At 72.5% G+C, this 23,379-nt stretch carries 22 protein-coding genes; 11 read left to right on the top strand and 11 right to left on the bottom strand.

What is annotated here, in order from left to right; translation table 11 throughout:
- The 3 genes from kdpF to AC07DO_RS24865 form a co-directional block, all read right to left on the bottom strand.
- Positions 1-90 carry a K(+)-transporting ATPase subunit F gene (gene kdpF, locus AC07DO_RS24875; protein WP_033264828.1) on the bottom strand — a complete coding sequence of 30 codons (90 nt, stop codon included), beginning with the start codon at positions 88-90 and terminating at the stop codon, positions 1-3.
- A gap of 250 nt (positions 91-340) precedes the next feature.
- Positions 341-1,042, bottom strand: coding sequence for a bleomycin resistance protein (locus AC07DO_RS24870; RefSeq protein ID WP_479062725.1), 702 nt, complete (start codon positions 1,040-1,042; stop codon positions 341-343).
- Positions 1,043-1,088: 46 nt separating this feature from the next.
- Positions 1,089-1,505 (bottom strand): cupin domain-containing protein, encoded by a 417-nt coding sequence (locus tag AC07DO_RS24865; protein ID WP_479062724.1) that lies wholly within the window; start codon positions 1,503-1,505, stop codon positions 1,089-1,091.
- Between the two features lie 52 nt (positions 1,506-1,557).
- Here AC07DO_RS24865 and AC07DO_RS24860 point away from each other — a divergent pair, with 52 nt between their 5' ends.
- Positions 1,558-2,601 (top strand): GlxA family transcriptional regulator, encoded by a 1,044-nt coding sequence (locus AC07DO_RS24860; protein WP_479062723.1) that lies wholly within the window; start codon positions 1,558-1,560, stop codon positions 2,599-2,601.
- A 73-nt stretch (positions 2,602-2,674) separates the two neighbouring features.
- On the top strand, positions 2,675-4,237 hold the full coding sequence (locus tag AC07DO_RS24855; RefSeq protein WP_479062722.1) for an acetolactate synthase large subunit: 1,563 nt from the start codon (positions 2,675-2,677) through the stop codon (positions 4,235-4,237).
- Between the two features lie 18 nt (positions 4,238-4,255).
- Here AC07DO_RS24855 and AC07DO_RS24850 read toward each other — a convergent pair whose 3' ends face one another.
- Positions 4,256-5,659: a hypothetical protein gene (locus AC07DO_RS24850; protein WP_479062721.1), complete on the bottom strand. Its 1,404-nt coding sequence runs from the start codon at positions 5,657-5,659 to the stop codon at positions 4,256-4,258.
- The gene (locus AC07DO_RS24845) at positions 5,646-8,534 is read right to left on the bottom strand and encodes a peroxidase family protein (protein ID WP_479062720.1); all 2,889 of its coding nucleotides are present in this window, start codon (positions 8,532-8,534) and stop codon (positions 5,646-5,648) included. The genes AC07DO_RS24850 and AC07DO_RS24845 overlap by 14 nt, the downstream gene beginning before the upstream one ends.
- A gap of 434 nt (positions 8,535-8,968) precedes the next feature.
- On the opposite strand from AC07DO_RS24845, the gene AC07DO_RS24840 reads away from it, so the two are divergent.
- A complete protein-coding gene (locus AC07DO_RS24840; RefSeq protein WP_479062719.1) occupies positions 8,969-10,240 on the top strand; it encodes a lipase family protein in 1,272 nt (423 codons plus the stop codon).
- 21 nt (positions 10,241-10,261) lie between these two features.
- Here the strand turns inward: AC07DO_RS24840 and AC07DO_RS24835 are convergent, their stop codons facing one another.
- Both AC07DO_RS24835 and AC07DO_RS24830 read right to left on the bottom strand, forming a co-directional pair.
- Positions 10,262-10,669: a YchJ family protein gene (locus tag AC07DO_RS24835; RefSeq protein WP_479062718.1), complete on the bottom strand. Its 408-nt coding sequence runs from the start codon at positions 10,667-10,669 to the stop codon at positions 10,262-10,264.
- A gap of 38 nt (positions 10,670-10,707) precedes the next feature.
- Positions 10,708-11,409 (bottom strand): FadR/GntR family transcriptional regulator, encoded by a 702-nt coding sequence (locus tag AC07DO_RS24830; protein WP_479062716.1) that lies wholly within the window; start codon positions 11,407-11,409, stop codon positions 10,708-10,710.
- A gap of 138 nt (positions 11,410-11,547) precedes the next feature.
- On the opposite strand from AC07DO_RS24830, the gene AC07DO_RS24825 reads away from it, so the two are divergent.
- Together AC07DO_RS24825 and AC07DO_RS24820 are read left to right on the top strand one after the other, a co-directional pair.
- A complete protein-coding gene (locus AC07DO_RS24825) occupies positions 11,548-12,120 on the top strand; it encodes a gluconokinase (RefSeq protein ID WP_479063248.1) in 573 nt (190 codons plus the stop codon).
- A 68-nt stretch (positions 12,121-12,188) separates the two neighbouring features.
- Positions 12,189-13,586 carry a GntT/GntP/DsdX family permease gene (locus AC07DO_RS24820; RefSeq protein WP_479062715.1) on the top strand — a complete coding sequence of 466 codons (1,398 nt, stop codon included), beginning with the start codon at positions 12,189-12,191 and terminating at the stop codon, positions 13,584-13,586.
- 177 nt (positions 13,587-13,763) lie between these two features.
- On the opposite strand, the gene AC07DO_RS24815 is transcribed toward AC07DO_RS24820, so the two are convergent.
- From AC07DO_RS24815 to AC07DO_RS24805, 3 genes are all read right to left on the bottom strand, one after another.
- Positions 13,764-15,329 carry an APC family permease gene (locus AC07DO_RS24815; protein WP_479062713.1) on the bottom strand — a complete coding sequence of 522 codons (1,566 nt, stop codon included), beginning with the start codon at positions 15,327-15,329 and terminating at the stop codon, positions 13,764-13,766.
- A gap of 84 nt (positions 15,330-15,413) precedes the next feature.
- Positions 15,414-16,376, bottom strand: coding sequence for a hypothetical protein (locus AC07DO_RS24810; RefSeq protein ID WP_479062712.1), 963 nt, complete (start codon positions 16,374-16,376; stop codon positions 15,414-15,416).
- 210 nt (positions 16,377-16,586) lie between these two features.
- Complete coding sequence (locus AC07DO_RS24805; protein ID WP_479062709.1) at positions 16,587-18,242, bottom strand: FAD-binding dehydrogenase; 1,656 nt, start codon at positions 18,240-18,242, stop codon at positions 16,587-16,589.
- Positions 18,243-18,490: 248 nt separating this feature from the next.
- Here AC07DO_RS24805 and AC07DO_RS24800 point away from each other — a divergent pair, with 248 nt between their 5' ends.
- The 6 genes from AC07DO_RS24800 (at position 18,491) to AC07DO_RS24775 (ending at position 22,244) form a co-directional block, all read left to right on the top strand.
- Positions 18,491-19,387 carry a DMT family transporter gene (locus tag AC07DO_RS24800; protein ID WP_479062707.1) on the top strand — a complete coding sequence of 299 codons (897 nt, stop codon included), beginning with the start codon at positions 18,491-18,493 and terminating at the stop codon, positions 19,385-19,387.
- 113 nt (positions 19,388-19,500) lie between these two features.
- Positions 19,501-20,151 (top strand): TetR/AcrR family transcriptional regulator, encoded by a 651-nt coding sequence (locus tag AC07DO_RS24795; RefSeq protein ID WP_479062705.1) that lies wholly within the window; start codon positions 19,501-19,503, stop codon positions 20,149-20,151.
- Positions 20,148-20,918, top strand: a complete 771-nt coding sequence (locus tag AC07DO_RS24790; protein ID WP_479062704.1) for a glucose 1-dehydrogenase — start codon at positions 20,148-20,150, stop codon at positions 20,916-20,918. Before AC07DO_RS24795 ends, AC07DO_RS24790 begins: the two co-directional genes overlap by 4 nt.
- A gap of 35 nt (positions 20,919-20,953) precedes the next feature.
- Positions 20,954-21,499, top strand: coding sequence for an NUDIX hydrolase (locus AC07DO_RS24785; RefSeq protein WP_479062702.1), 546 nt, complete (start codon positions 20,954-20,956; stop codon positions 21,497-21,499).
- A 23-nt stretch (positions 21,500-21,522) separates the two neighbouring features.
- Positions 21,523-21,915: a YidH family protein gene (locus tag AC07DO_RS24780; RefSeq protein ID WP_479062700.1), complete on the top strand. Its 393-nt coding sequence runs from the start codon at positions 21,523-21,525 to the stop codon at positions 21,913-21,915.
- Positions 21,903-22,244, top strand: coding sequence for a DUF202 domain-containing protein (locus AC07DO_RS24775; protein WP_479062698.1), 342 nt, complete (start codon positions 21,903-21,905; stop codon positions 22,242-22,244). The genes AC07DO_RS24780 and AC07DO_RS24775 overlap by 13 nt, the downstream gene beginning before the upstream one ends.
- Before the next feature lie 75 nt (positions 22,245-22,319).
- Here the strand turns inward: AC07DO_RS24775 and AC07DO_RS24770 are convergent, their stop codons facing one another.
- Complete coding sequence (locus tag AC07DO_RS24770; RefSeq protein WP_479062696.1) at positions 22,320-23,255, bottom strand: NADP-dependent oxidoreductase; 936 nt, start codon at positions 23,253-23,255, stop codon at positions 22,320-22,322.
- Between the last annotated feature and the right edge of the window lie 124 nt (positions 23,256-23,379).

The following is a 23,379-nucleotide window of genomic DNA, read 5'->3' as shown; positions in this document are numbered from 1 at the left end:
TCAGAACCTCTCCGGGAAGACGAGGGCGAGGACGAGATAGCCAAGGAGGGCGACGGCCACGACGAGGCCGACGATGTTCTCGGCGGTCACAGCTTGGTCACCCCCTTGGCGACGAGGGCCACCAGCGCGAAGACCGCGAGCGTGGTGACGACGAAGGCCACGTCGGCCATCGTGAGCTCCTGAAGGAAGTGGACGGTGCAGTAGTTGCTCGGACGGTTAGAGGTAACCGCCCTTTTCGCCGTCCACGACCGGCGTTGACACCCTCCATACGGCGCGTTCGGCCGTCTTGACGGCTCTCATACGGAGGGTGCCGGTCCGCGCCCGTCCGGGCCGTCGGCCGCTACTCCCGCAGCTCGGCCAGGCGTGCCAGGGCGTCTCGCGCGGACTCCCGCTCCGCGTCGGCGAGCCGGATGCCCGCGGCGCGGGCCAGGAGCCGCTCCGCCAGGCCGTCGTCGCCGAGGCGGCGGGCGATGTCGCCGCGCAGGACCAGGAGGCGCAGCTCCTGCTCGGGGGCGGGGCGCTCGTCGGTGAGGCCGAGGGCCCGGTCGATGATCTTCGCGGCGCCGGGCAGGTCCTCCTTGGAGTCGGCGAACAGGTCGGCCATGTGCAGGGCCCGCGCGAAGGTCTCCTTGGGGACGGGGCGCATCGACTGGTCCTCGCTGATCTGCTGTCCGACGCGGATGCTGTTGCCGCCGGGGTCGGTCATCAGGAACTGCCGCATGCCGTACGACATGTCCTTGAGCGGGCCGATGCGGGGCAGGCCGCGGGTGGGGATCCTGCCGTACGCCGCCTTGAGCCCGGCGCGGAAGGCGGCGTGCAGCGTCTCGACGTCGTCCGTGACGACGTAGCACCCGGAGTAGGACTGCCGGGGGTCGTACTCCTTCATGGCGAAGAACTGCAGCTCGATGCGGCCGCGTTCGACGACGGCGTACGGATAGGGGCTCTTCTGGAGGAAGGTCGTCTCGAAGCCGAGGACGGTGTAGAAGTCGACCACCGGCTGGACGGTGCGGCACGGGAGGAGCGGAATCATCTTCTCGGGCATGCGCCCAGTCTAGTCAAACTTGAATAGCATCCTCCCGTGGCCGCCCTCACGCGCGCAGCGCGTGCCCCGTCGTCGCGTCCACGTGGTCCGGTACCTCCTCGTGGCGGTCGCCGACCGTCGAGGTGCCGGTGGGCTCGAAGAGGAGGATGCGGGCACCCTCGGGGGCGCAGGGCCGGTGCTCGGTGCCGCGCGGGACGGTGAAGAGCGAGCCCTGCGGGAGCGTGACCCGGCGCTCCCCCGCGGGCTCGCGCAGGTCGATGTGCAGCTCGCCGTCGAGTACGAGGAAGAACTCGTCGGTGTCGTCGTGGACGTGCCAGACGTGCGTGCCCAGGACCTTGGTGGCGCGTACGTCGTAGTCGTTGACGGAGGCGACGATGCGGGGGCTCCACAGGGCGTCGAAGGAGGCGAAGGCCTCGTCGAGGGCGACGGGGTCGTTGGTCGTGGCGGTGGGTTCGTCGGTCATGGGGTGATCTTGCGGCGTGCCGCGCCCTCGCCGCGAGTGCTAGAAATGGCACATGGCGCAAGGATCCTCTCACCCCTCCGTCGCAGGGCCCGCGCATCGCGTCGTGGTCGTCGTCGACGAGGGCACCAACCCCTTCGAAGTCGGCGTCGCCACGGAGGTCTTCGGACTGCCGCGGCCCGAACTCGGCCTGCCGGGCGCCCTGTACGAGCTGGTGCTGTGCACCACGGGGCCGGACGTCCGCATGAACCGCGGCTTCTTCACCCTCACCGGCGTGCCCGGACTCGAGGCCGTGGACACCGCGGACACACTGGTCGTGCCGGGGCGGCCGAACCACACCGTGCCGCGCGCCCCGGACGTCCTCGCCGCCATCCGGCGGGCCCACGGGCGCGGCGCCCGCGTCCTGAGCTTCTGCACCGGGGCCTTCGCGCTCGCGGAGTCGGGCATCCTCGACGGGCGCCGCGCCTCCACGCACTGGCAGTGGGCCGACTCCTTCCGTGAGCGGTTTCCGGCCGTGCAGCTCGAACCCGACGTGCTGTTCGTGGACGACGGCGACATCCTCACCGCGGCGGGCAGCGCGGCCGCCCTCGATCTCTGCCTGCACCTCGTGCGCAAGGACTTCGGTGCGGAGGTCGCCAACTCCGTGAGCAGGCGGCTCGTGTTCGCCGCCCACCGCGACGGCGGGCAGCGGCAGTTCATCGAGCGGCCCGTGCCCACGGTGCCCGACGAGTCGCTCGCGCCGGTGCTCGCCTGGGCGCAGGAGCGGCTCGGCGATCCCGTGACCGTGACCGGTCTCGCCGCCCGCGCCGGGGTCAGCCCCGCCACCCTGCACCGCCGCTTCCGCGCGCAGCTCGGCACGACCCCGCTGGCCTGGCTCACCCGGGAGCGCGTGGCTCTGGCCTGCCGACTCATCGAGCGCGGCGAGGAGCGCCTGGACGTGGTCGCCCACCGCAGCGGCCTCGGCACCGCCGCCAACCTGCGAGCCCGGCTGCGCCGCGAGACGGGCCTGAGCCCGTCCGGCTACCGGCGCAGGTTCGGGCCCGGCGCGCCCGCACCGGCTGGCCGGATCCCTGCTGCCGCCACGGCCCGGACCCCGTGAAGACTGGCCTCCCCCACGCGCCGGGCGCCGTCGCCCACCGCGCGCCCTCGCCACCGAGCAGAGGCGGACCGCCATGCCGACCGGAGCGCAGATCCTGATCAACGGACTCGTGGACGGAGGCGTTCGCGCGTGCTTCGCCAACCCCGGCACGTCCGAGATGCACTTCGTGGCCGCCCTGGACGAGGCGCCCGGACTGCGGCCCGTGCTCTGTCTCTTCGAGGGCGTGGCCACCGGCGCCGCCGACGGCTACGGACGGATGACGCGACGCCCCGCGTGCACGCTCCTGCACCTCGGCCCCGGCCTCGCGGGCGGCCTGCCCAACCTGCACAACGCGCGCCGGGCCGCCACCCCCGTCGTCAACGTCGTCGGCGACCACGCCCTGCACCACAAGCGCCTCGACGCGCCCCTGGAGTCCGACATCGGAGCGCTCGCCCGCACCGTCTCGGCCTGGACGCGGCGCACCTACTACGCCACCGAGCTCGCCGGTGACGTGGCCGCCGCCGTCACCGCGGCGACCGGCCCGCCCGGCGCCGTCGCGACGCTCGTCGTGCCGGCCGACGTGTCGTGGTCGCAGGCGGGCGACGCGCCGGCCGCCGCACGTCCCGCCCCGGCACGGCACGGCCTCGTCTCCGTGGACGCCGTGACGGGCGCCGCCGGGGCGCTGCGGTCCGGGGAGGGCACCGCCCTGCTGCTCGGCGGGGACGCCGTGCGCGGGGCCGGGCTCGAGGCGGCGGGGCGGATCGCCGCGGCGACCGGCGCCAAGCTGCTCTGCGAGACCTTCCCCGCCCGCATGGAGCGGGGCGCGGGCCGGCCTGCCGTCGAGCGGCTCGCCTATCTCGCGGCGGGTGCGGCCCGTCAGCTGGCGGGCGTACGGCACCTGGTGCTCGCCGGAGCCGCGTCGCCGGTCGCCTTCTTCGCGTACCCCGGGCAGGGCGGGGCGCTGGTGCCGCAGGGGTGCGCGGTGCACACGCTCGCGGTCGGCGCGGAGGACGTGACGGCGGCGCTCGAAGGGCTCGCCGAGGTGGTCGGGCCCGGCGTGCGGCGCGTACGGGAGGAGGCGGCGCGGCCCGCGCTGCCCAGCGGTGAGCTGACGGCCGAGTCGGCGGCCGAGGTGATCGGGGCGCTGCTGCCGGAGGGTGCCGTCGTCGTCGACGAGGCCAACACCTCCGGGCTGTGGCTGCCGGGCGCGACCGCGGGCGCGCCGCCGCACGACTGGCTGACGCTGACCGGTGGCGCCATGGGGCAGGGGCTGCCGCTCGCGGTGGGGGCGGGGGTGGCCTGTCCCGACAGGACCGTGCTCGCCCTGGTCGGGGACGGCGCCTCGATGTACACGCTGCAGGCGCTGTGGACACAGGCGCGGGAGGGGCTCGACGTCACGACGGTCGTCTTCGACAACGGGTCGTACGCGATCCTCAATCTGGAGCTGGCAGCGGTGGGGGCGGTGGCGGGCGGGGAGCGGGCGCGCAGGCTGCTCGACCTCTCGGGGCCGCCCCTCGACTTCGTCGCGCTGGCGCGCGGGATGGGGGTGCCGGCGGAACGGGCGACCACGGCCGAGGAGTTCGCGGCGCTGCTGAAGCGGGGTCTCGCGGAACCCGGGCCCTTCCTGATCGCGTGTGTGGTCCCGCCGTTGGCGTGAGAACCCAAAGGGGGTGTGTCAGATGTCCCACAGCCCTTCATGGTCACGGTGTGCGTCGGTCAGGCCGTCGGCGAAGAACCGGTCGTAGTACTCGGACTCGACGTGGTGGACCTGGAGCCAGACGCCGGGGACGTGGATCGCGTCGGTGTGCGCGGGGAAGCGGCGGTGCGTGCGCAGGATGTACGCGCAGATGTCCCGCGTGCAGTCGACCACGCGGTCCTCGTACTCGCTCGCCTCCGCGAGGTACCGCTGCCCGTACCCCTCCTTGTAGATGCGGGAGAAGACGTCCTTGTCGCCGTACGTCCCGCCGGGGCCGAACTTGGCGCGCATCACCGCGTCGACCGCCGACGCCATCGTGCGGTGCGCCGGCGGGCACGCCGCCTCGATGAGGGGTTCGCCCTCGGGTGACGTCAGGCCGACGGGATGGGAGCGCAGGTCGGCGTACTTGGGCAGCGGGACGTGCCAGCGCCACACGTCCGGCAGGCGCCAGCGCGGTGTGACGAACGTGAAGCCGAGCATGCGGCCGTAGGTGCGGGAGAACTTCGGGTCGCCCAGGGCGATCTGCGGGTTGATGGAGGCGTGGATCCACGCGCCGAGGCCCATCGCCTCCGCGGTCAGCATCAGGTTCTGCAGGAGCAGGTCCGCCTCGATCTGGGTGCGCAGTGGGCCGAGCGTGCCCAGCGGCAGCTTGATGTCGCCGTTCAGGAAGCCGTTGCGGACCCATTTCCGCACGCCCGCCGGGCGGTAGAGGTTGCGGTCGTCGACCAGGGTGGGGCGGACGTCGTCCGGCTGGGTGAGCAGGTACATCAGGGCGTTGATGTACTGGTGGGAGAGGTCCACCACGGGGAACAGGACGGTCGTTCCCGGCAGGTTGGACAGGAAGCGGTTCGAGTCGAGGTAGGCCGGGAAGTCGCGCATGCCCTCGGCGACGTCGAGGCGGTGGTCGAGGACGCGGACCTTCGCCTCCCTTGCCCGCTCCACCAGGGCGGTCGCGTCGAGGGGGGTGGCGGGGGCCGGGGGCAGCCGGCGAAGGAAGTACGTGCCCGAGTCGTTGATCAGGAAGAAGTGCGTGCCCTGCGCGTTGTCGGGGCTGCCCGCGGTACGGCCCGCCATGGTCATGTTGGGCTTGGCCATGATGGGCTTGCCGTCGCGCGGGTCGTCGAAGGGGCGGTCCGGCATGGTGAGGCCGGTGCACCCGGTCAGCGCGATCAGCACCGCCTCCTCCAGCTCGGACAGGGGCCGGGGCTCGTGCGGCGACCGGTAGCTCATCGACCCCGCGGGAACGGCGGCGCCGCGGCTCACCCGGTGAGTACGACGCCGCCAGACGGTCTCCAGGAGGGGCCGGGCGAAGAGGTCACCGAGCCCCGGGTGACCGGCGGCACGCTCGCCCCGGTCCCCCGGCCCGCCCTCAGCCGCCGGCACGTCCGCTCTCGTCTCCCTCGGTCGTCTGCTGCACCTGACGCCACGGTGCGAACGCGGTCGCGCCGCGCGGGAGCAGGCCCGCGAGTTCCGGACAGTGGCGCAGCAGGACCGAGTTCATGCCGCCCTTCTGGACCCAGTCGATGCCGAGCGGCGTGTAGATCTCGGGGCGGAAGTCCACGGTCAGGAAGCGGTCGCTCTGCAGGCGCCGCGTCGCCATCAGGATGAAGATGCGGAACGCCGTGTCGCTGAAGCCGAAGCCGTGCGGCGGGTTCTCCGCGAACAGGCCGACCACCGTGTCGATCTCGTCGACGGAGCGGTAGACGTCCTTGAGCCGGGCCACCGTCTCGGGGTCCTGCGACAGGTCCTCGAAGCGGCGGATGCGCTGCTTGTGCAGGCCCTCGCGGAAGTCGTTGTAGCGGGGCACGCCGCGCCTGCGGGTGCGGACGAGGTCGACGACGGACAGGTCGATGATCTCGCCGTCGCGCTCGAACTGCTGGAGCGCGCGCGGGAAGTTGTGCAGGGTGATGGCGCCGGGGTGGGCGATGCCGAAGGAGTAGAGCGTGTCGGCGAGACCCGTCTTGCGGATGGCGCCCTCGGCGGCGCGGCCCTGGATGTCGTTGAACCCGAGGGTCTCCAGGCGCTGCCCGAAGCGGTGCTCGCGCAGCTCGTAGTCGTCGGGGATCAGCGGGTGCATGCGGTAGACGGTGACGAAGTCCTCCGTCAGGGAGTACGGCGCGCTGTGGTGGTCCGGCAGCGTCGCGGGGATGCCGGTCAGCGAGTGGGACTCGAGGAGCCAGAGGCCGAGTTTGTTCAGCCAGTTGGCGGGCGGTCCCTCCCAGTTGGTGTGCAGGCCTATGTCGATCGCCTCGGTGGCGAGGATCGCCGGGGTCCACTCCACCGTGTGGATCTTCGCGATGAGGGCGGAGACGACGAGGCGGGCCGTGTGGTAGACGCTCTCCTCGCCCATCGACGGGTAGGCGTGGCGCAGCGCGTCGCAGACCGCGTTGTGCTCGCGGGCGAAGAGCGTGTGCATGGCGCTGAGGCCCAGCCACCAGCTGTCGGCGAATCCGGTGAGCGGGACGCCGTTCTGCGCGAGGGGCAAGTGGCCCTCTTCGAGGCGGAGTTTGGCCCCGCCGTCGGGCTCGCGCAGGAACCTGGCGGTGTGTTCGTTCTCGCCGTACACCTCGGAGCCGTCCCACCAGTGCGACGCGGTGTTGGCGAAGAGGACGGGCGGCTGGTCGCCGGGGAGCTCGATGCCTTCGTTGTCGGCGAAGCGCATCACGTGCTCCGCGGGTCCGCCGGGGGTGTTGTGCCAGCTGGTGCCGGGCGGCAGGGGCACCTCGACGGACTTGCCGCCGGGCTTGTGGCGCCGGTGGTTGACCCAGTCGTGGACCTGGAACTGGATCCAGGCGGCGGCGAGGACGTTCAGTGACGTCGCGGGCAGGAAGGTGTCGCGGTGCAGGAGCTGCCTGCTGACCGTGACGGGGTTCGGGACGTCGAAGAGGTCGGGCCGGTAGACGGGCTTGAGGTTGCGGCCGAAGGCGGCGCCCACGGCTCCCATGGACGGCTTCGACAGGTCGTTGTACGTCCCGTCGTAGGAACGGGCGGTGCGCAGCTGCTCGTCGACCGGCGCGGGCACCCGCATGGTCTTGGGCGGCGCCTCGTGCACGTCGGTGTCGATGAGGTTGAGGCGGCGCAGGGCCTTGCGGAGGAAGACGAGGTTGAGCAGGCCCGCCTCGACCGGCAGCTTGTGCCAGGGCACGTAGCGGTTCAGGAGGCGGAAGGCGGCGGCGACGGGCATTCCGAGCACCGTGTTGCGCAGCGGTTCGCCGGTGACGAAGCGCAGGCCGTGGCGGTGTGCGGCGCTCGCCTCGTACGTGGCCTTGCGGGCGCGGTTGAGGTTGCCGAGCGGACGGAACTCGTCCGTGGTGAACCACGGGTTGAAGCCGGTCACTTCGACGCGGCCGCCGGCGGCGCGCGCCTCCGCCGTGTCCAGGTCCTGGCTCGGCACGGTGAGGGTGGCGACGGGCACGGCGGGGGCCACCGACTCCAGCCACTCCACGGAGCCGTCCTCGACGGGGGTGCGCCGCTCGTCGACGTACCGCTGCACGCACAGGTCGAAGGTGACGTCCTGCCGGGCGAGGCGGGTCTCGAGCTCGCGGCGCAGGTACTGCGGGTCGCGGCGCCCGGGGTCGGAGCGGGTGGCGGTGGCGCTGCCGCCCGAGGGCCGCAGCAGGTAGCGGACCGGTCCGGCCTCGCCCCACAGGATGGCGCTGCGGCTCCAGTACGTCTCCGCGGCGAGGCTGTTCACGGTGTGCCGGGCGGCGGCCCGGACGTTGCGGCGCATGCGGGTCGCGGTGGCGACGCCGACGGCGAGGGGCAGCTTCACGAAGAGCCCGACGGCCTTTCCCAGCGTGGTCGTGGCGCCCGCCATGGCCTTGGCGAAGGCGACGAACTCGCGGGCGTCGCGGGCGTGCGAGACCGGGTGGTTGGTGGCGAGCAGGTCGTGGCTCTCCTCGGCGGAGACGGTCACGCGCACGGCGGCGCCGCGCAGGTCGGGTGCGCCGTCGGCCTGCCGGATGCCGCTCGCGTTGGAGAGCCGCACGGTCGCCCGGTACTCGGCGCCGGGCTGCGCGAAGCCGCTCCGCAGGGAGGCGGGCAGGTCGTCGTGGAAGCGCAGGCGGGCGTTCTCGACGCCGAGTGCGGCCTTGGCGTGCAGGGCGCGCTCGGGTGTGGCCGCCCGTGCCGCGCGCCGGTTCTTCTCCTGGACCTTCATGACTTCCTTGGCCAGGCGCTCGAAGAGGCGTCGCTCCGCTTCCGGGCTGCCGCCCATGTAGCGCTCGTAACTCTGCTGGTGCTGTCCGGTGTCGGCCATCGGGCGCCTCTTCCTTCGCACGGCTGGGCTGCGCGGGACTGCGTGGGGCGGGACTGCGTACGGACGGGACTGCGTACGGGACAGGGGGCAGGCAGACGCTACTGGCGGCGCCGGTCGGCCGCAGCGACGGTTCCCGCCTATGTGCGCGGCCGCCCCGGTACGTCGAACAGGCGGGCGGGCCAGGGTGTTTGGGCCCGTCGGCGGCGGTTCGCCGGGTGCGCCGTGCCGGGCCGGGCGGCCGCTTCACACCCCGTGTGAATCCCCGCTCCCCACCAGCCCCACGTGCGGGGCGGGCGCGGTGGCCGGGTCCCGTCGGGTGTCCGCCGTTCGGGAGCCGCCGAGTTGACGGTGCGCCGGGCCGGTGGTGTGCTCGCAGCTCCGGTGCGGCTCCCGCTCGTCGTGGGGGCGGCCACCGCTCGCCGTGGGGGGACGCCATGCGGGACGACTTCGCCAGGGGACCGGGCTTCGCCGAGCTGCGCCCGCTCAAGGAGCCCACCGCGGGCGGGCCCGGCGGCTTCCCCGTCCACAAGGATCTCGTGGAGCTGCTCGCCGCGGAGAAGGGGCCGCCCGAGACGGAGGGGCCCGTCCCGCACACCATGGCGACGTGCGCGGCGTACGCGTACGCGGGGGCCGGCCGGGTCGGCGACCCGGGCACCGTCGCCATGATCATGTCGAGGCTCGGTCTGGAGGAGAACCGCTGCCGGGTCTTCGAGCAGCGCGTCGACGCCATGTACATCGCATCGGCCGCCTATCTGATCCAGGACAAGGACCGGCGGGTGGTGATCCTCTGCTACCGCGGCACCCAGCCCGAGGACATCATCAGCATCCTCACGGACGCCGACGTGCGCCCCGAGACGCTCTCGGTAGAGCTGGCCGGCAGGCGCCACCAGGTCCACGCCGGTTTCTACCGCAACATGCGCGCCACCCGTCACCTCATCATGCAGGCCCTGGAGCGGGCGGCGCGCGGCGAGTCGGTCGATCCCACGGAGAAGGGCGTGCGCGGCGACGGCATGGAGGCGCTGTACATCACCGGGCACAGCCTGGGCGGCGCGATGGCCGCACTGATGGGCGTGGTCCTGACCCACGAGCCGCGCTACCACTCCGTCGCCGAACGCCTGCGGGCCGTCTACACCTTCGGCCAGCCGCTGCTCGGCGGCCCCGAGTTCGCCGAGGCCTGCGCGGCGGCGACCGACCACCGGGGCGAGCACGTCCTGCGCGACCGGCTCCTGCGCTACATCTTCGACCGTGACGTGGTGCCCGCGCTGCCGCCCCGGCCCGTCGGGCCGTACGCCCCCTTCGGCCGGGAGTTCCACTACCGCAGGCCGCGTGGGGTGCCGGAGGGGGCGATCGCCCTCGCCGCGGAGACGGCGATCGACGCGGTCTCGCTGCCGGGCGACCTGCTCCGCGGGCAGCTGCGCCGCAACGCGGGGCGGCGGGCGCGGGCCGCGGGGCGCGCGCTGTCCGAGCTCGCGCGCGGGCCGCGGGCGGGCGGCTGGGCCGAGGTGCACGACCCGGGCCTGCACTACCCGCAGATGGACAGCCTCGCGGGGCTCGCGGTGGTGGCACCGCTCGCGTTCTTCGCGGCGCGCCTCGCGCTGACGCGGACGATCCCGTTCACGTACTCCTTCGAGGACCACGGGCCCGGCCACTACGTCAACGCGCTGGCTCCGGAAGGGGCCGTCAGCGAGTACGGGGACGTGCTGTGACCGGCCCGGCGCGGTCCTGGCTCAGTCGATGAAGTCGCCGTCCACGTACAGCCACGAGCCGTCCACGCGCTCGAACCTGCTCTTCTCGTGCAGGGAGTCGGGGCGGCCGCTGTCGGTGTAGCGGGCCCGGAACGTCACCGTGCCGGTGGTGTGGAACGCGGAGCCCTCGGTGGTGTCCTCGATCTCCAGGCCGGTCCAGCGCATCGCCGGGTCGAACTCGACGCGGGGCGGCCGGGTCCGGGGGTGCCAGGTGCGGAGCAGGTATCCCTCGTCCCGTACGGCGAAGGCGCTGTAGCGGGAGCGCATCAGCTCTTCGGGGGTGCTCGCGGCGGTCTCGCCCCGGTGCAGCCTGCCGCAGCACTTCTCGTACGGCTGGGGGTGCCCGCAGGGGCAGGAGGTGGCGGCGGGGCGTCGGGCGCGTCGGGACATGGCGCCCATTGTCGCCGACGGGTGGCGGGCTTTTGATCTCAGGGCGCGAGGATGTCGAGTTCCTCCAGGGCGCCCAGCGCGATCTCCCGCGTCAGGGCCTCCGCGCGGACCGCGTCGCCCTCCCTGACCGCCTCGGCGACCTGGACGTGCAGGGTGACGGCGGGCGGGTCCGGGTCCTCGAACATGACCTGGTGTGCGGTACGTCCCGTCAGGACCTCGGCGACGACATCGCCGAGCCGGGCGAACATCTCGTTGCCGGAGGCGTTGAGGACGACCCGGTGGAAAGCGACGTCGTGCTTGAGGTAGCCCTCCAGCTGGTGTCCCCGGGAGTGGGCGACCATGCCGAGCGCGCACTCGGTGAGCTCCGCGCACTGCGCCGCCGTGGCGTACCGGGCGGCGAGCCCGGCGGCGACCGGCTCGACGGCGGACCGCAGGACGGTCAGGGAGCGCAGTTGCCGCGGCCGGTCGGCGCCGGCCAGCCGCCACCGGATGACCTGCGGGTCGTAGACGTTCCACTCCTCGGTGGGCAGCACGGTGACGCCCACGCGGCGCCGTGACGCGACGAGGTGCATGGACTCCAGGACCCGGACGGCCTCCCGCATCACGGAGCGGGACACCTCGAAGCGCTGGGCCAGCTCGTCCGTGCGCAACACGCTGCCCGGCGGATACTCGCCCGCGGTGATCGCGGGCCCGAGGCTTTCCAGTACGCGGGAGTGCAGCCCTCGGGCCTGTGCGGTCATGACGGAAGCCTACGAGGAGCAGGGCGTGAACAATAAGTCAGACTTTTATGTCACAGGCTCTTGAATTTGTCTGACCTAATGAGTTTCAGTGACGTGAACAACCGACCGATGTCGATGAAGACAGCGAGGCAGGACGCGATGCAGGAACGGCGCACCCCCCACGTCGTCGTAGTCATGGGCGTGGCAGGGACCGGCAAGACCACGATCGGCCCCCTGCTCGCGGACCGACTCGGCGTTCCGTACGCCGAGGGAGACGACTTCCACCCGCCGGAGAACATCCGCAAGATGTCGTCCGGAACGCCGCTCACCGACGACGACCGGTGGCCCTGGCTCGACGCGATCGGGTCCTGGGCGCACGGGCGGGCGGGGCTCGGCGGGGTGGTCAGCAGCTCGGCGCTGAAGCGGAGCTATCGGGACCGGCTCCGTGCGGCTGCCCCCGATGTCGTCTTCGTGCACCTCACCGGTGACCGGGCCCTCATCGAGGACCGGATGTCGCACCGGCAGGGTCACTTCATGCCGACGGCACTCCTCGACTCCCAGTTCGCCACGCTTCAGCCTCTCGGGGCGGACGAGGCGGGCGTCGACGTCGATGTCTCGGGTGACCCCGAGGAGATCGCCGGGCGGGCCTTTGAGGTTTTGTGGGCTTTCGATGAGGCGTTTTTTCTGGGGGTTGCTTGGGGTTGGTCCCGCCCACGTGGCGGAGCCGAGTAGGGAACACCCCCGCCCCCTTTCGGGCCCCACCCCCGCACCGCACCACCATCACGTACAAGGAAACCACCGTGACCCATCTCAGCGTCGAGATGTTGGCAGCGGACCCCGTCGAGCCGATCACCTCGGCGGGCCATGCCCAGCTGGGGATCGCCGTCCTCGCGGGCATCGCCGTCATCGTCCTGCTCATCACCAAGTTCAAGCTGCACGCGTTCCTCGCGCTGACCGTCGGGTCGCTCGCGCTCGGGGCCTTCGCGGGTGCCCCCCTCGACAAGGCCATCGCCAGCTTCACCGCCGGGCTCGGCTCGACGGTCGCGGGCGTCGGCGTGCTCATCGCGCTCGGCGCGATCCTCGGCAAGTTGCTCGCGGACTCCGGGGGCGCCGACCAGATCGTCGACACGATCCTCGCGAAGGCGGGCGGGCGCGCCATGCCGTGGGCGATGGTGCTCATCGCCTCCGTCATCGGCCTGCCGCTCTTCTTCGAGGTCGGCATCGTGCTGCTGATCCCGGTCGTCCTGATGGTCGCCAAGCGCGGCAACTACTCGCTGATGCGGATCGGCATCCCGGCCCTCGCCGGTCTGTCCGTGATGCACGGGCTCATCCCGCCGCACCCAGGACCGCTCGTCGCGATCGACGCGGTCAAGGCCAACCTCGGTGTCACGCTCGCGCTCGGTGTCCTCGTCGCCGTCCCGACGGTGGTCATCGCCGGGCCGCTGTTCTCGAAGGTCGCGGCGCGCTGGGTGGACGTTCCCGCCCCCGAGAAGATGATCCCGCAGCGTCCCTCGGAGGACCTGGAGAAGCGACCCGGCTTCGGCGCGACCGTGGCCACCGTGCTGCTGCCCGTCGTCCTGATGCTGGCCAAGGCGCTGGTGGATATCGTGGTCGACGACCCCGAGGCCACCGTGCAGCGGGTCTTCGACGTCATCGGGTCGCCGCTGATCGCGCTGCTCGCCGCGGTGATCGTGGGCATGTTCACGCTGGGCCGTGCGGCCGGGTTCACGAAGGACCGGCTCTCGACGACCGTCGAGAAGTCGCTCGCCCCCATCGCGGGCGTCCTGATGATCGTGGGCGCGGGCGGCGGCTTCAAGCAGACGCTCATCGACGTGGGCGTGGGCCAGATGATCCTGGACTTCTCCAAGGACTGGTCGATTCCGGCGCTGCTCCTGGCCTGGCTGATCGCGGTGGCGATCCGGCTCGCGACGGGTTCCGCGACGGTGGCGACGATCTCGGCGGCGGGCCTCGTCGCCCCGCTGGCCGCGGACATGTCGACCTCGCACACGGCCCTGCTCGTCCTCGCCATCGGTGCGGGCTCGCTGTTCTTCTCGCACGTCAACGATGCGGGGTTCTGGCTGGTCAAGGAGTACTTCGGCCTGGACGTCGGTCAGACGATCAAGACGTGGTCCGTCATGGAGACGATCATCTCCGTGGTGGCGGGCGGCCTGGTCCTGCTCCTTTCCCTGATCATCTAGCGCCCGGGCACCCCCGTACACCCGGGCACCCCCGAACATCCGGGCCCACCGGAACGTCTGCGGCCGCGCTGGTATCCAGCGCGGCCGCAGACGTTTGAGCCCGTCCGGCGATTGAGGACGAACCAGGCGGAGCTGGTGATCGACCGAGCCGGTGGTCGACCGAGCCCCGTGGAACCGCTACGCCCCCGGCGAGGAGGACGCCTTCTCGAGCTGGAACGCCTCGTTGCCCAGGCCGATCCTCGCGTGCGCCTCCGGGTTCTTGGCCCGCAGGATCGCCCCGTACACGACGCCGACCGCGGCCGCCAGGAAGATGATCCCCGGCAGCGCCCAGCTCAGTGCCGAGTCGGGGCCCGCGCCGACCAGGACGTCGAAGTCCTTGACGGTGTAGCCCGCGATGATCAGGAGGCCGACCGCGGCGAGCGCGGAGGCCGTGATGCGCCAGGCCTGGGCGCGCGCCGCGCCCCTGCGGGCGAAGAAGACGATGACGGCGACGGACGCCGTGGCCATCAGCAGGATCACACCGAGCGCGCCGATGTTGCCGCCCCACGTGAACAGGTGCAGGACGGGCGCGGTCGGGTCGCCCGCCTTGCCGTCGTCGGCGAGGGCGAAGCCGATCACGACCACGACGGAGACGACGGTCTGGAGCAGCGAGCCCGTGCCCGGCGCGCCCGTGGACGTGTTCGTGCGGCCGAACGCGGCGGGCAGCAGCCCCTCGCGGCCCATCGCGAACGCGTACCGCGCGACGACGTTGTGGAAGCTGAGGATCGCCGCGAACATGCCGGTCACGAAGAGGACGTGGAGCACGTCGGTGAAGGTGCCGCCGAGCCGGGACTCGGTGAGGCCGAAGAGGAGCCCCGCGCTCTGTTCCTGTGCCGCGGGAACGATGCCGGAGGGGCCCGCGGCGACGGTGAGCGCCCAGGAGCTGAGGGCGAAGAAGACGGCGACGAAGCCGACCGCGAAGAACATCACGCGGGCGACGACGACCTGCGGGCGGCTGGTCTCCTCCGCGTACACGGGGGCCTGCTCGAAGCCGGTGAAGGCCGCGATGCAGAAGCAGAGCGAGGTGGCCACGCCCGCGCCGGTGAGCGTGTCCGGGTTGAACGCGTGCAGCGACAGGCCCTCCTTGGCCGGGTCGACGACGGCGGCGATGTCGAAGATGACGACGAGCGCCACCTCGATGAGGAGCAGCACGCCGAGCACGCGCGCGTTGAGGTCGATCTTCATCCAGGCGAGGACCGCGACGACGGCGACGGCGACGAGGGCGGGGACCCACCAGGCGACCTCGACCTCGAAGTACGTCTGGAGGAGCCCGGACACCTCGAAGCCGAGCAGTCCGTAGAGGCCCGCTTGCAGGGCGCTGTAGGCGACGAGGGCGACCAGCGCGGCGCCCGCGCCCGCGGTGCCGCCGAGGCCGCGGGATATGTACGCGTAGAACGCGCCGGCGTTGTGCACGTGGCGGCTCATCTCGGCGTACCCGAGGCTGAAGAGGGCGAGGACGACGCCGAGGATGAGGAAGAGGAGCGGCTGTCCGACGATGCCCATCACGCCGTACGTGGTGGGCATGACGCCGGCGACGACCATCAGGGGCCCGGTCGCGGCGAGCACGGAGAGCAGCAGTCCCGCGGTGCCGAGCCGGCCCGCGCGCAGCGCCTGCTCCTGTCCCTTGTACGTGCTGATCCCGGTGCCGCTCGCTGGGTCGCTGGGGGATCTGGTTCCGCTCGGGCTCGAACTTCCCGTCGCCATGGCGCGGTCGTCCTTTCGGGGATCTTCAGGGATCTTCAGGGGTGTTCAGGGGCTTTCAGGGGTTTCGGAGAGTCGGAGAGTGCTTCAGGCCGAGCCGAACGCGGCGGCCCGTGCCGCGGTGAACGCCGCGTACGGGTCCCGGTCCGGGTACGACCAGGGGGCGGGGGTCGCGTGCCGTCCGATGCGGTGGAAGAGCGCGGCGGCTTCGGCCGCCCTGCCCTCGCAGGACTTCGCGTGGGCAAGGAAGTTGAGGTCGACGTGGCAGCGGGGGTGGCCGGGCTCGTCGGGCGTCTCCCACTCCAGCCACCAGTCGAAGGCTGCTTTCATGACGCCGCGGGCGCGGCGCCCGACCCAGTGCCCGGACGCGGCCGGGTCGGCGGTCTCCAGGCCCGCGTGGGCGAGGACGCGGTAGCGCTCGGCGTGCGCGACGACGGGCAGGACGGCGAGCGGCGAGTCGGCGGGTGCCTGTTCGGCGGCCCAGGACGCGAAGTCGTAGACCTCGTGCATCGGGTCCTGGCCCGCGCCGGGGCGCCGCTCGGCGAGGCGGGCCACCATCAGGTGGTGGGCGTGGTGGTGTTCGGGGTGGCGGTGCCTGATCTCGTCGAAGAGGCGCACGACGTCCTCCTCGTGGCCCAGCGCGCGTTCGAGGATGAGCAGCGCGAGCCACGGCGTGGGGTCGGCGGGCACGCGGGCCGCGGCCTCGCGGCACCGTTCGCGTACCTTGCCCGAACGTTCCTTCCCGCGCAGCGCCTTGTGCACGGCGGCGAAGGCGAGCAGCACTTCCGCGTCGTGGCTCTCGGGCTCGGCGAGCCGCCAGTCGCGCGCCCACGCGGTGGTGGTGGGTTCCTGCGCGAGCACGTCGAAGCGGTGGCCCCTGCGGTCCCAGTCGTCACCGGTGGCGGCGAGCAGAGCGCGGGCCTCGGTCCAGCGGCCCTGCGCCAAGGCCGCCCGCGCGGCGACGAGTTCGGCGTCGTCGAGTGCGGCGTCGAAGGCGTGCTCCGCGGCCTTCTTGCGGGAACGGCCCAGTGGGGGCGGGGGTGGTGACACCGCGGGACGTCCTCCCCGAGGCGGCTTGCGTTCGGATGATCACGCACAGCAAAGCGGTAGGCACTGCTCCACGTCAAGGCCCGGTGGCCTCAGCACCTTCACCAACTCATTTCAGAATCCGCAGACTTCATCCGTCACCCGGGCGAACTCCCCTACCTCTCCGCGCCGGAGAAACACTCGAATCACGCTTGGGTCATCCGCAGGCCGCGCTCACTTCACCGCGCGGGCGGCGGCGCGGCCCGCCGTGCGGCCCGAGAAGAGACAGCCGCCGAGGAAGGTTCCCTCGAGCGAGCGGTAGCCGTGCACTCCCCCGCCGCCGAATCCGGCGGCCTCCCCGGCCGCGTACACGCCCGGCAGCGGTTGGCCGCCCTCGGTCAGGACGCGCGAGGAGAGGTCGGTCTCCAGACCGCCGAGCGTCTTGCGGGTGAGGATGTTGAGACGGACGGCGACGAGCGGGCCCGCCTTCGGGTCGAGGATGCGGTGCGGTGCCGCGGCCCGGATGAGACGGTCGCCGAGGAACGTGCGGGCGCCGCGGACGGCCATCACCTGGAGGTCCTTGGTGAACGGGTTGGCGATCTCGCGGTCACGCGCGGCGATGGTGCGGCGCAGGGTGTCCTCGTCGATCAGCGGCTTCTCGGTGAGCGCGTTCATGCCGCGCACGAGGGCGCCCAGGTCGTTCTCCACGACGAAGTCGGCGCCGTGGTCCATGAACGCCTTGACGGGTCCTGGCACTTCGGCGCGCGCCCGGTCGATGACGCCGCGCACGGACTTGCCGGTCAGGTCGGGGTTCTGCTCCGAACCGCTGAGGGTGAACTCCTTGCCGATGATGCGCTGGTTGAGCACGAACCACGTGTAGTCGTGCCCGGTCCTCATGATGTGTTCGAGGGTGCCGAGCGTGTCGAAGCCGGGGAACAGCGGCACGGGCAGCCGGTCGCCGCGCGCGTCGAGCCAGAGCGAGGAGGGGCCCGGCAGGATGCGGATGCCGTGCCGGTCCCAGATGGGGTTCCAGTTCTGGATGCCCTCGGTGTAGTGCCACATGCGGTCGCGGTTGATCAGGTGCGCGCCCGCGTCCTCGGCGATGCCGAGCATGTGGCCGTCCACGTGGGCGGGGACGCCGGAGATCATCTTCTGGGGCGGGGTGCCGAGCCGCTCGGGCCAGTTGGCGCGGACGAGGTCGTGGTTGCCCCCGATGCCGCCGGAGGTGACGATCACCGCCTGGGCCCGGAACTCGAAGTCGCCGGTGACCACGCGGCTGCTCGCCTCGCCCCGCTCGACGGCCGACGGTTCGAGCACCTCGCCGGTGACCGTGTCGACGCTGCCCGCGCTGCGCGAGAGCCCCGTGACGCGGTGCCGGAACCTCAGCTGGACGAGGCCGCGCGCCACCCCGGCCCGCACCCGCCGCACGAACGGCGCGAGCAGCCCGGGGCCCGTGCCCCAGGTGATGTGGAAGCGGGGCACCGAGTTGCCGTGGCCCTGCGCGTCGTAGCCGCCGCGCTCCGCCCAGCCGACGACGGGGAAGAACCGGACGCCCTGCCCGTGCAGCCAGGACCGCTTCTCGCCGGCCGCGAAGTCGACGTACGCCTCCGCCCACTTGCGCGGCCAGTGGTCCTCCGGCCGGTCGAACGCCGCCGTCCCCATCCAGTCCTGGAGGGCGAGCGCGTGCGAGTCCTTGATCCGCAGCCGCCGCTGCTCGGGCGAGTCGACGAAGAACAGACCACCGAAGGACCAGTGCGCCTGACCGCCGATCGCGTGCTCGGGCTCCTGGTCGACGAGGATGACCCGGCGGCCGGCGTCGACGAGTTCCGCGGTCGCCGCGAGTCCGGCGAGCCCTGCCCCGATCACGATCACATCTGCGTCGTACGCCATTGAGGTCGTCCTCCTCGACAGGGTCCCGGACAAGGTCCCGGACTGGGCCCGCAACGTTACTGGTGGGTCATCTCACGCTCAGGTCAGATCCTGGATAGCGGAGTGACGGACGTCAACCGACAGGGCGAGACAGTTCGTCAAGCGACGGTGCGCGCCGCGTGCGGCCGGCGGCTATCGTCGGCCTGATCCCCCGCCCATCGTCGGCCCGATCCCCTGTCCCCCTCCGCTTCGTCTGTCTGGTGCGTGACGTGTCGGTCCTGGTTCTCGTCCTCGCCGTCGGCGCCGCCTGCTGCCTCGGCGTCGGCTTCGTCCTCCAGCAGAACGCGGCGCGCCACGCCCCGCTGGGCGACTTCCTCTCGCCGCGGCTGCTGCTCGACCTGGTGCGGGTGCCCCGGTGGCTCGCCGGGATCGGCCTGATGGTGTGCGGCATGGCCCTCGGCGCGGTCGCCCTCGGGCGCGGCGAGGTCTCGCTCGTCGAGCCGCTCCTCGCCACGAATCTCCTCTTCGCCCTCGGCCTCTCCCGCTTCCGGACGAAGCAGCCACTGGGCCGCCAGGGCTGGGCGGGGCTCGCGCTGCTCGCGGGCGGCGTCACGGCGTTCATCGTGGCCGGTGAGCCGCGGGGCGGCGAGGCGGTGACCGATCCGGCGCGGCACTGGCTGATCGTCGGGGTGATGGTCGGCGGGGCGCTGCTCCTGACGGCGTACGCGAAGAAGTCCCGCCTCCACGCCGCGCCCGTGCTGCTCGCGGTCGCGGCCGGGCTGCTGTACGGGGTGCAGGACGCGTTGACGCGGGTCAGCGGGCAACGGTTCGCCGCGGGCGGGTTCACGGAGCTGCTCGGCGGCTGGCAGCCGTACGGGGTGCTCGTGCTCGGCGTGGTGGGCCTCGTCCTCGTGCAGAGCGCGTTCGAGACGGCGCCGCTGCGGATGTCGCTGCCCGCGCTGACGGCGGCGCAGCCGCTGGCCGGCATCGCCTGCGGCGTCGGCTTCCTCGGCGACCGGCTGCGCACGGACACGGGCGCGCTGGCCTGGGAGGCGGCGGGGCTCGCGGCGATCGTGGCGGGGGTGGTGCTCTTGGGGCTGCACCCCGCGATGCCGGGGGCTGGGCGCGGGCCCGAACGGATCCCTTCCGTCACCTTGCGCGGCTGACCCCCGGCGGGCGCCCGGCAGATCACCGGCTTCGCGGAGTTCGTCCTCAAACGCCGGACGGGCTGGAATCCCCTCGCTCGCCTTTTAATAATGGCCAGCATTAACATGGCCGCATGGCCAGAACCTCAGGTCCCGGGACCCGGGAGAAGCTCATCCGTGCCGGCGAAGAGGTCTTCGCCGCTCAGGGCGTGGACGGGGCCCAGCTGCGGGACATCGTGCGGATCGCGGGGCAGAGCAACCCGTCCGCAGTCCAGTACCACTTCGGCTCACGCGCCGGGCTCCTCGACGCCGTGATGGCCGCCCGCCAGCACCGCACCGAGCAGGTCCTCACCGCCGAGCTCGCCCGCGCGGGCGACGCCCCCGGCCTGCGCGGACTCCTCACCGCCCTCGTCCGCACCGAGGCCACCGAGCTCCGCACCGAGCGCGGGCGCCGCTGCCTGCGGATCTCCGCCCAGCTCAGCCACGAGAGCGGCGTCCGCACCCGTACCCCGCACCCCACCCTCGACGGCACCGTCTACTGGACGCTGATCGGGCGGATCGAGGACTGTCTCGTCGCCCTCGCCCCCGCCCTGCCCGAGCCGCTCCGCCTGGAACGGCTCGACCTCGCGCTCACCTTGGTCGGCGCCGCACTGGGCGACCGCGCACGCCAGTACCTGGCCGGCACCACCCCACTGACCGGCGAGGACGTCTTCCTGGCCGATCTCGTCGAGACCACCGCAGCGCTGCTGCGGGCCCCGCATCCCACCCCTGGAGACACCGCATGAGCCAGCACGACCTCACCGGCCGCACCGTCATCGTCACCGGCGCCGCGCGCGGCCTCGGCGCGGAGGCCGCCCGCCAGGCCGTCGCCGCGGGCGCCCACGTCGTCCTCACCGACGTGCTCGCGGACGAGGGCAGGGCCACCGCCGCCGAACTCGGCGAGCACGCCCGGTTCGCGCACCACGACGTGACGTCGGAGGAGGACTGGCAGCGCGTGGTCGACCTCGCCGTCACCGAGTTCGGCGGCGTGCACGGCCTGGTGAACAACGCCGGGATATCCACCGGCCAGTTCCTGGAGGCGGAGTCCGTCGAGCACTTCCGCAAGGTCCTCGACATCAACCTCACCGGTGTCTTCATCGGCATGAAGACCGTCGTGCCCGCCATGAAGGAGGCGGGGGGCGGTTCCATCGTCAACATCTCGTCGGCCGCCGGTCTGATGGGCCTCGCCCTCACCGCGGGCTACGGCGCGTCCAAGTGGGGTGTGCGCGGCCTCACCAAGATCGGCGCGGTGGAGCTCGGCACGGCCCGCATCCGCGTCAACTCGGTCCACCCCGGCATGACGTACACCCCGATGACCGCCCAGGTCGGCATCGAGAAGGGCGAGGGCAAGTACCCCAACACCCCGATGGGCCGGGTCGGCGAGCCGCACGAGATCGCGGGCGCCATGGTCTTCCTGCTCTCCGACGCCGCCTCCTACGTCACGGGCGCCGAGCTCGCCGTCGACGGCGGCTGGACGGCGGGGCCGACCGTGAAGTACGTCATGGGGCAGTGACCCCCTCCGGCCGCGTCGAGCAGGAGTGGGGTTGGATGGGGCGCATGACTGCCGCCGGCGGACCCGCGCCCGACCCCAGCGAAGAGATGATCACCATCGTCGACGAGAACGACGAGGTGGTCGGCGAGGCCCCGCGCGGTGAGGCGTACGCGCGCGGGCTGCGCCACCGCTGCACGTTCATCCTGGCGCGCGACGCCGAGGGGCGCGTCTTCGTGCACCGCCGCACCCCGACCAAGCTCGTCTTCCCCTCGCTGTACGACATGTTCGTCGGCGGCGTGGTCGGGGCCGGGGAGTCCTACGACGACGCGGCGCTGCGCGAGGCGGAGGAGGAACTCGGCGTCCACGGACTGCCGCGCCCCACGCCGCTGTTCAAGTTCCTATACGACGACGGCGCAGGCAAGACCTGGTGGTCCTACCTCTACGAAGTCCGCTGCGAGCTGCCCGTGCGGCCGCAGGTCGAGGAGGTCGCCTGGCACGCGTTCGTCACGGAGGACGAACTGGAGCGGCGGCTCGACGACTGGGAGTGGGTGCCGGACGGACTCGCCGCCTACCACCGCCTGAGGGCCTTCCGCGCGGCTTGATCGACACGGCCTATGGTGCGGCCGTGAGCAATTTCGTACAGAGCCTGAAGCTGTGGTTCGCGCCCGAGCGGATCCGCGAGGACGGCGACACCCCCGACTACCGCTTCTCCCTCGCCAACGAACGCACCTTCCTCGCCTGGCTGCGCACCGCGCTCGCGCTGATCGGCGGCGGCTTCGCCGTGGACCAGTTCCTGCCGGACCTGCGCTGGGGGTGGCGGGTCGGGCTCGCGCTCGCGCTGCTCGCGTCGGGTGTCCTCTGCTCGCTGCGCGCGGTCAACCACTGGGTGCGCTGCGAGCGGGCCATGCGGCGCGGCGAGGACCTGCCGCCGAGCCGCTTCCCGACGGTGCTGAGCCTGGCGGTCGCGGTGGTCGCGCTGGCCATGGTGGTGGTCGTGCTGTTCGGGTGGGAGGGGTGACGCGGGCGGCCGGGCCAGGGGCCGCGCAGCTCCGTGACCCCGGGCTCCAGCCGGAGCGCACCCGTCTCGCGTGGCGGCGTACGACCCTGTCGTGCACGGTGGCCGCGGTGCTCGCCGCCCGCGCGGTCCTGCACGACGGGGCCACGGCGTTCGGCGTGCTCGCCTGCGCCCTGTGCCTGCTGCTCTGGCTCGGCTTCCTGGCGGTGGCCCACCGCCGGATGGTCACGCTGACGGCGCCCCGGCCCCGGGCGATGTCGCCGCGGGCGGCGCGGGCGGCGGCGCTGTGCACGTTCGCGCTGGCGGTGTGCGCGGTGGTGATGCTCCTCTGAGGAGCGGCTCACCCCATGGCTCCCGCCCCATGGCTCCCGCCCCGTGACTCCCGCCCCCCCTGGCTCCTCCGCTGCTCAGTCCCCCCAGTCCACCGTCACCACGATCTTCCCCCTCGTCCGGCCCTCCTCGCTCAGCCGGTGCGCTTCGGCCGCCTGCTCCAGCGGGAACGTCTTGTCCACGTGGACGGTCACGACGTCCTGCTCGGCGAGTTCGGCCAGGCGCTGGAGGTCCGCCGCGACGGGACGTACGAAGCAGTAGTGGCCGCCCAGACCGATCACCCCGCCGTCCGCGATGGACGCGAGGCGACCGCCGGGCGAGAGGAGTTCCGCGGACGCCCTCAGCGTGTCGCCGCCCACCGTGTCGAACGCCGCGTCGACGCCCTCTGGGGCCAGTCCGCGGACCCGGTCCACCAGACCGTCCCCGTACGTGACCGGCTCGGCACCCAGCTCGCGCAGGAAGTCGTGGTTGCGTTCGCTCGCGGTGCCGATGACGCGGGCGCCCGCGTGCCGGGCCAGCTGCACGGCGATCGAGCCGACGCCGCCCGCCGCCGCGTGCACGAGGACGACGTCGCCCTCGGTGACCTCCAGCGCCTGGTTGACGACCTGGTACGCGGTAAGACCGGCGAGCGGCAGCCCCGCGGCCTCCTCGAACGTGAGGTTGCGCGGCTTGCGGGCGAGGGTGCGGATCGGCGCGGCGACGTACTCCGCGAACGTGCCGCGGGAGAGGAAGTCCTCGCGCACGTAGCCGATGACCTCGTCCCCCACCGCGAACTCCGGTGCCGCGGCGCCCGGTTGGACGACCACGCCGGAGACGTCCCAGCCGGGGATCACGGGGAAGACCGGGTCAAGGAGGCCGTCGAGGTGCCCCTCCCTGCACTTCCAGTCGACGGGGTTCACTGCGGCGGCACGGACCTTCACCAGGACGGAGTCGGGGCCGACCTTGGGGTCGCGCACCTCTCCGTACTCGAGGACTTCGGGCCCGCCGTAGCTGCGGTAACTGATCGCCTTCATGAGGGGTCGCCTTCGCGGAGGTCAGGGGAAACACCGACGAGACTGACAAGACTCGCATAAAGGAAATAAAGGGGCATCGGGGGCTAGCCTGAGAGGGTCAACCCCTCCCCTGAGCCACAGAAGG

It is taken from the genome of Streptomyces sp. NPDC045678 (assembly GCF_056432085.1).
This window is presented reverse-complemented; position numbering and strand designations above follow the sequence as displayed.

What these genes read in the sequence shown, in the direction of transcription:
- AC07DO_RS24870 (WP_479062725.1), bottom strand. Translation starts at nt 1,042, where the DNA reads ATGCCCGAGAAGATGATTCCGCTCCTCCCGTGCCGCACCGTCCAGCCG.
- AC07DO_RS24865 (WP_479062724.1), bottom strand. Translation starts at nt 1,505, where the DNA reads ATGACCGACGAACCCACCGCCACGACCAACGACCCCGTCGCCCTCGAC.
- AC07DO_RS24860 (WP_479062723.1), top strand. Translation starts at nt 1,558, where the DNA reads ATGGCGCAAGGATCCTCTCACCCCTCCGTCGCAGGGCCCGCGCATCGC.
- AC07DO_RS24855 (WP_479062722.1), top strand. Translation starts at nt 2,675, where the DNA reads ATGCCGACCGGAGCGCAGATCCTGATCAACGGACTCGTGGACGGAGGC.
- AC07DO_RS24845 (WP_479062720.1), bottom strand. Translation starts at nt 8,534, where the DNA reads ATGGCCGACACCGGACAGCACCAGCAGAGTTACGAGCGCTACATGGGC.
- AC07DO_RS24840 (WP_479062719.1), top strand. Translation starts at nt 8,969, where the DNA reads ATGCGGGACGACTTCGCCAGGGGACCGGGCTTCGCCGAGCTGCGCCCG.
- AC07DO_RS24835 (WP_479062718.1), bottom strand. Translation starts at nt 10,669, where the DNA reads ATGTCCCGACGCGCCCGACGCCCCGCCGCCACCTCCTGCCCCTGCGGG.
- AC07DO_RS24830 (WP_479062716.1), bottom strand. Translation starts at nt 11,409, where the DNA reads ATGACCGCACAGGCCCGAGGGCTGCACTCCCGCGTACTGGAAAGCCTC.
- AC07DO_RS24825 (WP_479063248.1), top strand. Translation starts at nt 11,548, where the DNA reads ATGCAGGAACGGCGCACCCCCCACGTCGTCGTAGTCATGGGCGTGGCA.
- AC07DO_RS24815 (WP_479062713.1), bottom strand. Translation starts at nt 15,329, where the DNA reads ATGGCGACGGGAAGTTCGAGCCCGAGCGGAACCAGATCCCCCAGCGAC.
- AC07DO_RS24805 (WP_479062709.1), bottom strand. Translation starts at nt 18,242, where the DNA reads ATGGCGTACGACGCAGATGTGATCGTGATCGGGGCAGGGCTCGCCGGA.
- AC07DO_RS24795 (WP_479062705.1), top strand. Translation starts at nt 19,501, where the DNA reads ATGGCCAGAACCTCAGGTCCCGGGACCCGGGAGAAGCTCATCCGTGCC.
- AC07DO_RS24790 (WP_479062704.1), top strand. Translation starts at nt 20,148, where the DNA reads ATGAGCCAGCACGACCTCACCGGCCGCACCGTCATCGTCACCGGCGCC.
- AC07DO_RS24785 (WP_479062702.1), top strand. Translation starts at nt 20,954, where the DNA reads ATGGGGCGCATGACTGCCGCCGGCGGACCCGCGCCCGACCCCAGCGAA.
- AC07DO_RS24770 (WP_479062696.1), bottom strand. Translation starts at nt 23,255, where the DNA reads ATGAAGGCGATCAGTTACCGCAGCTACGGCGGGCCCGAAGTCCTCGAG.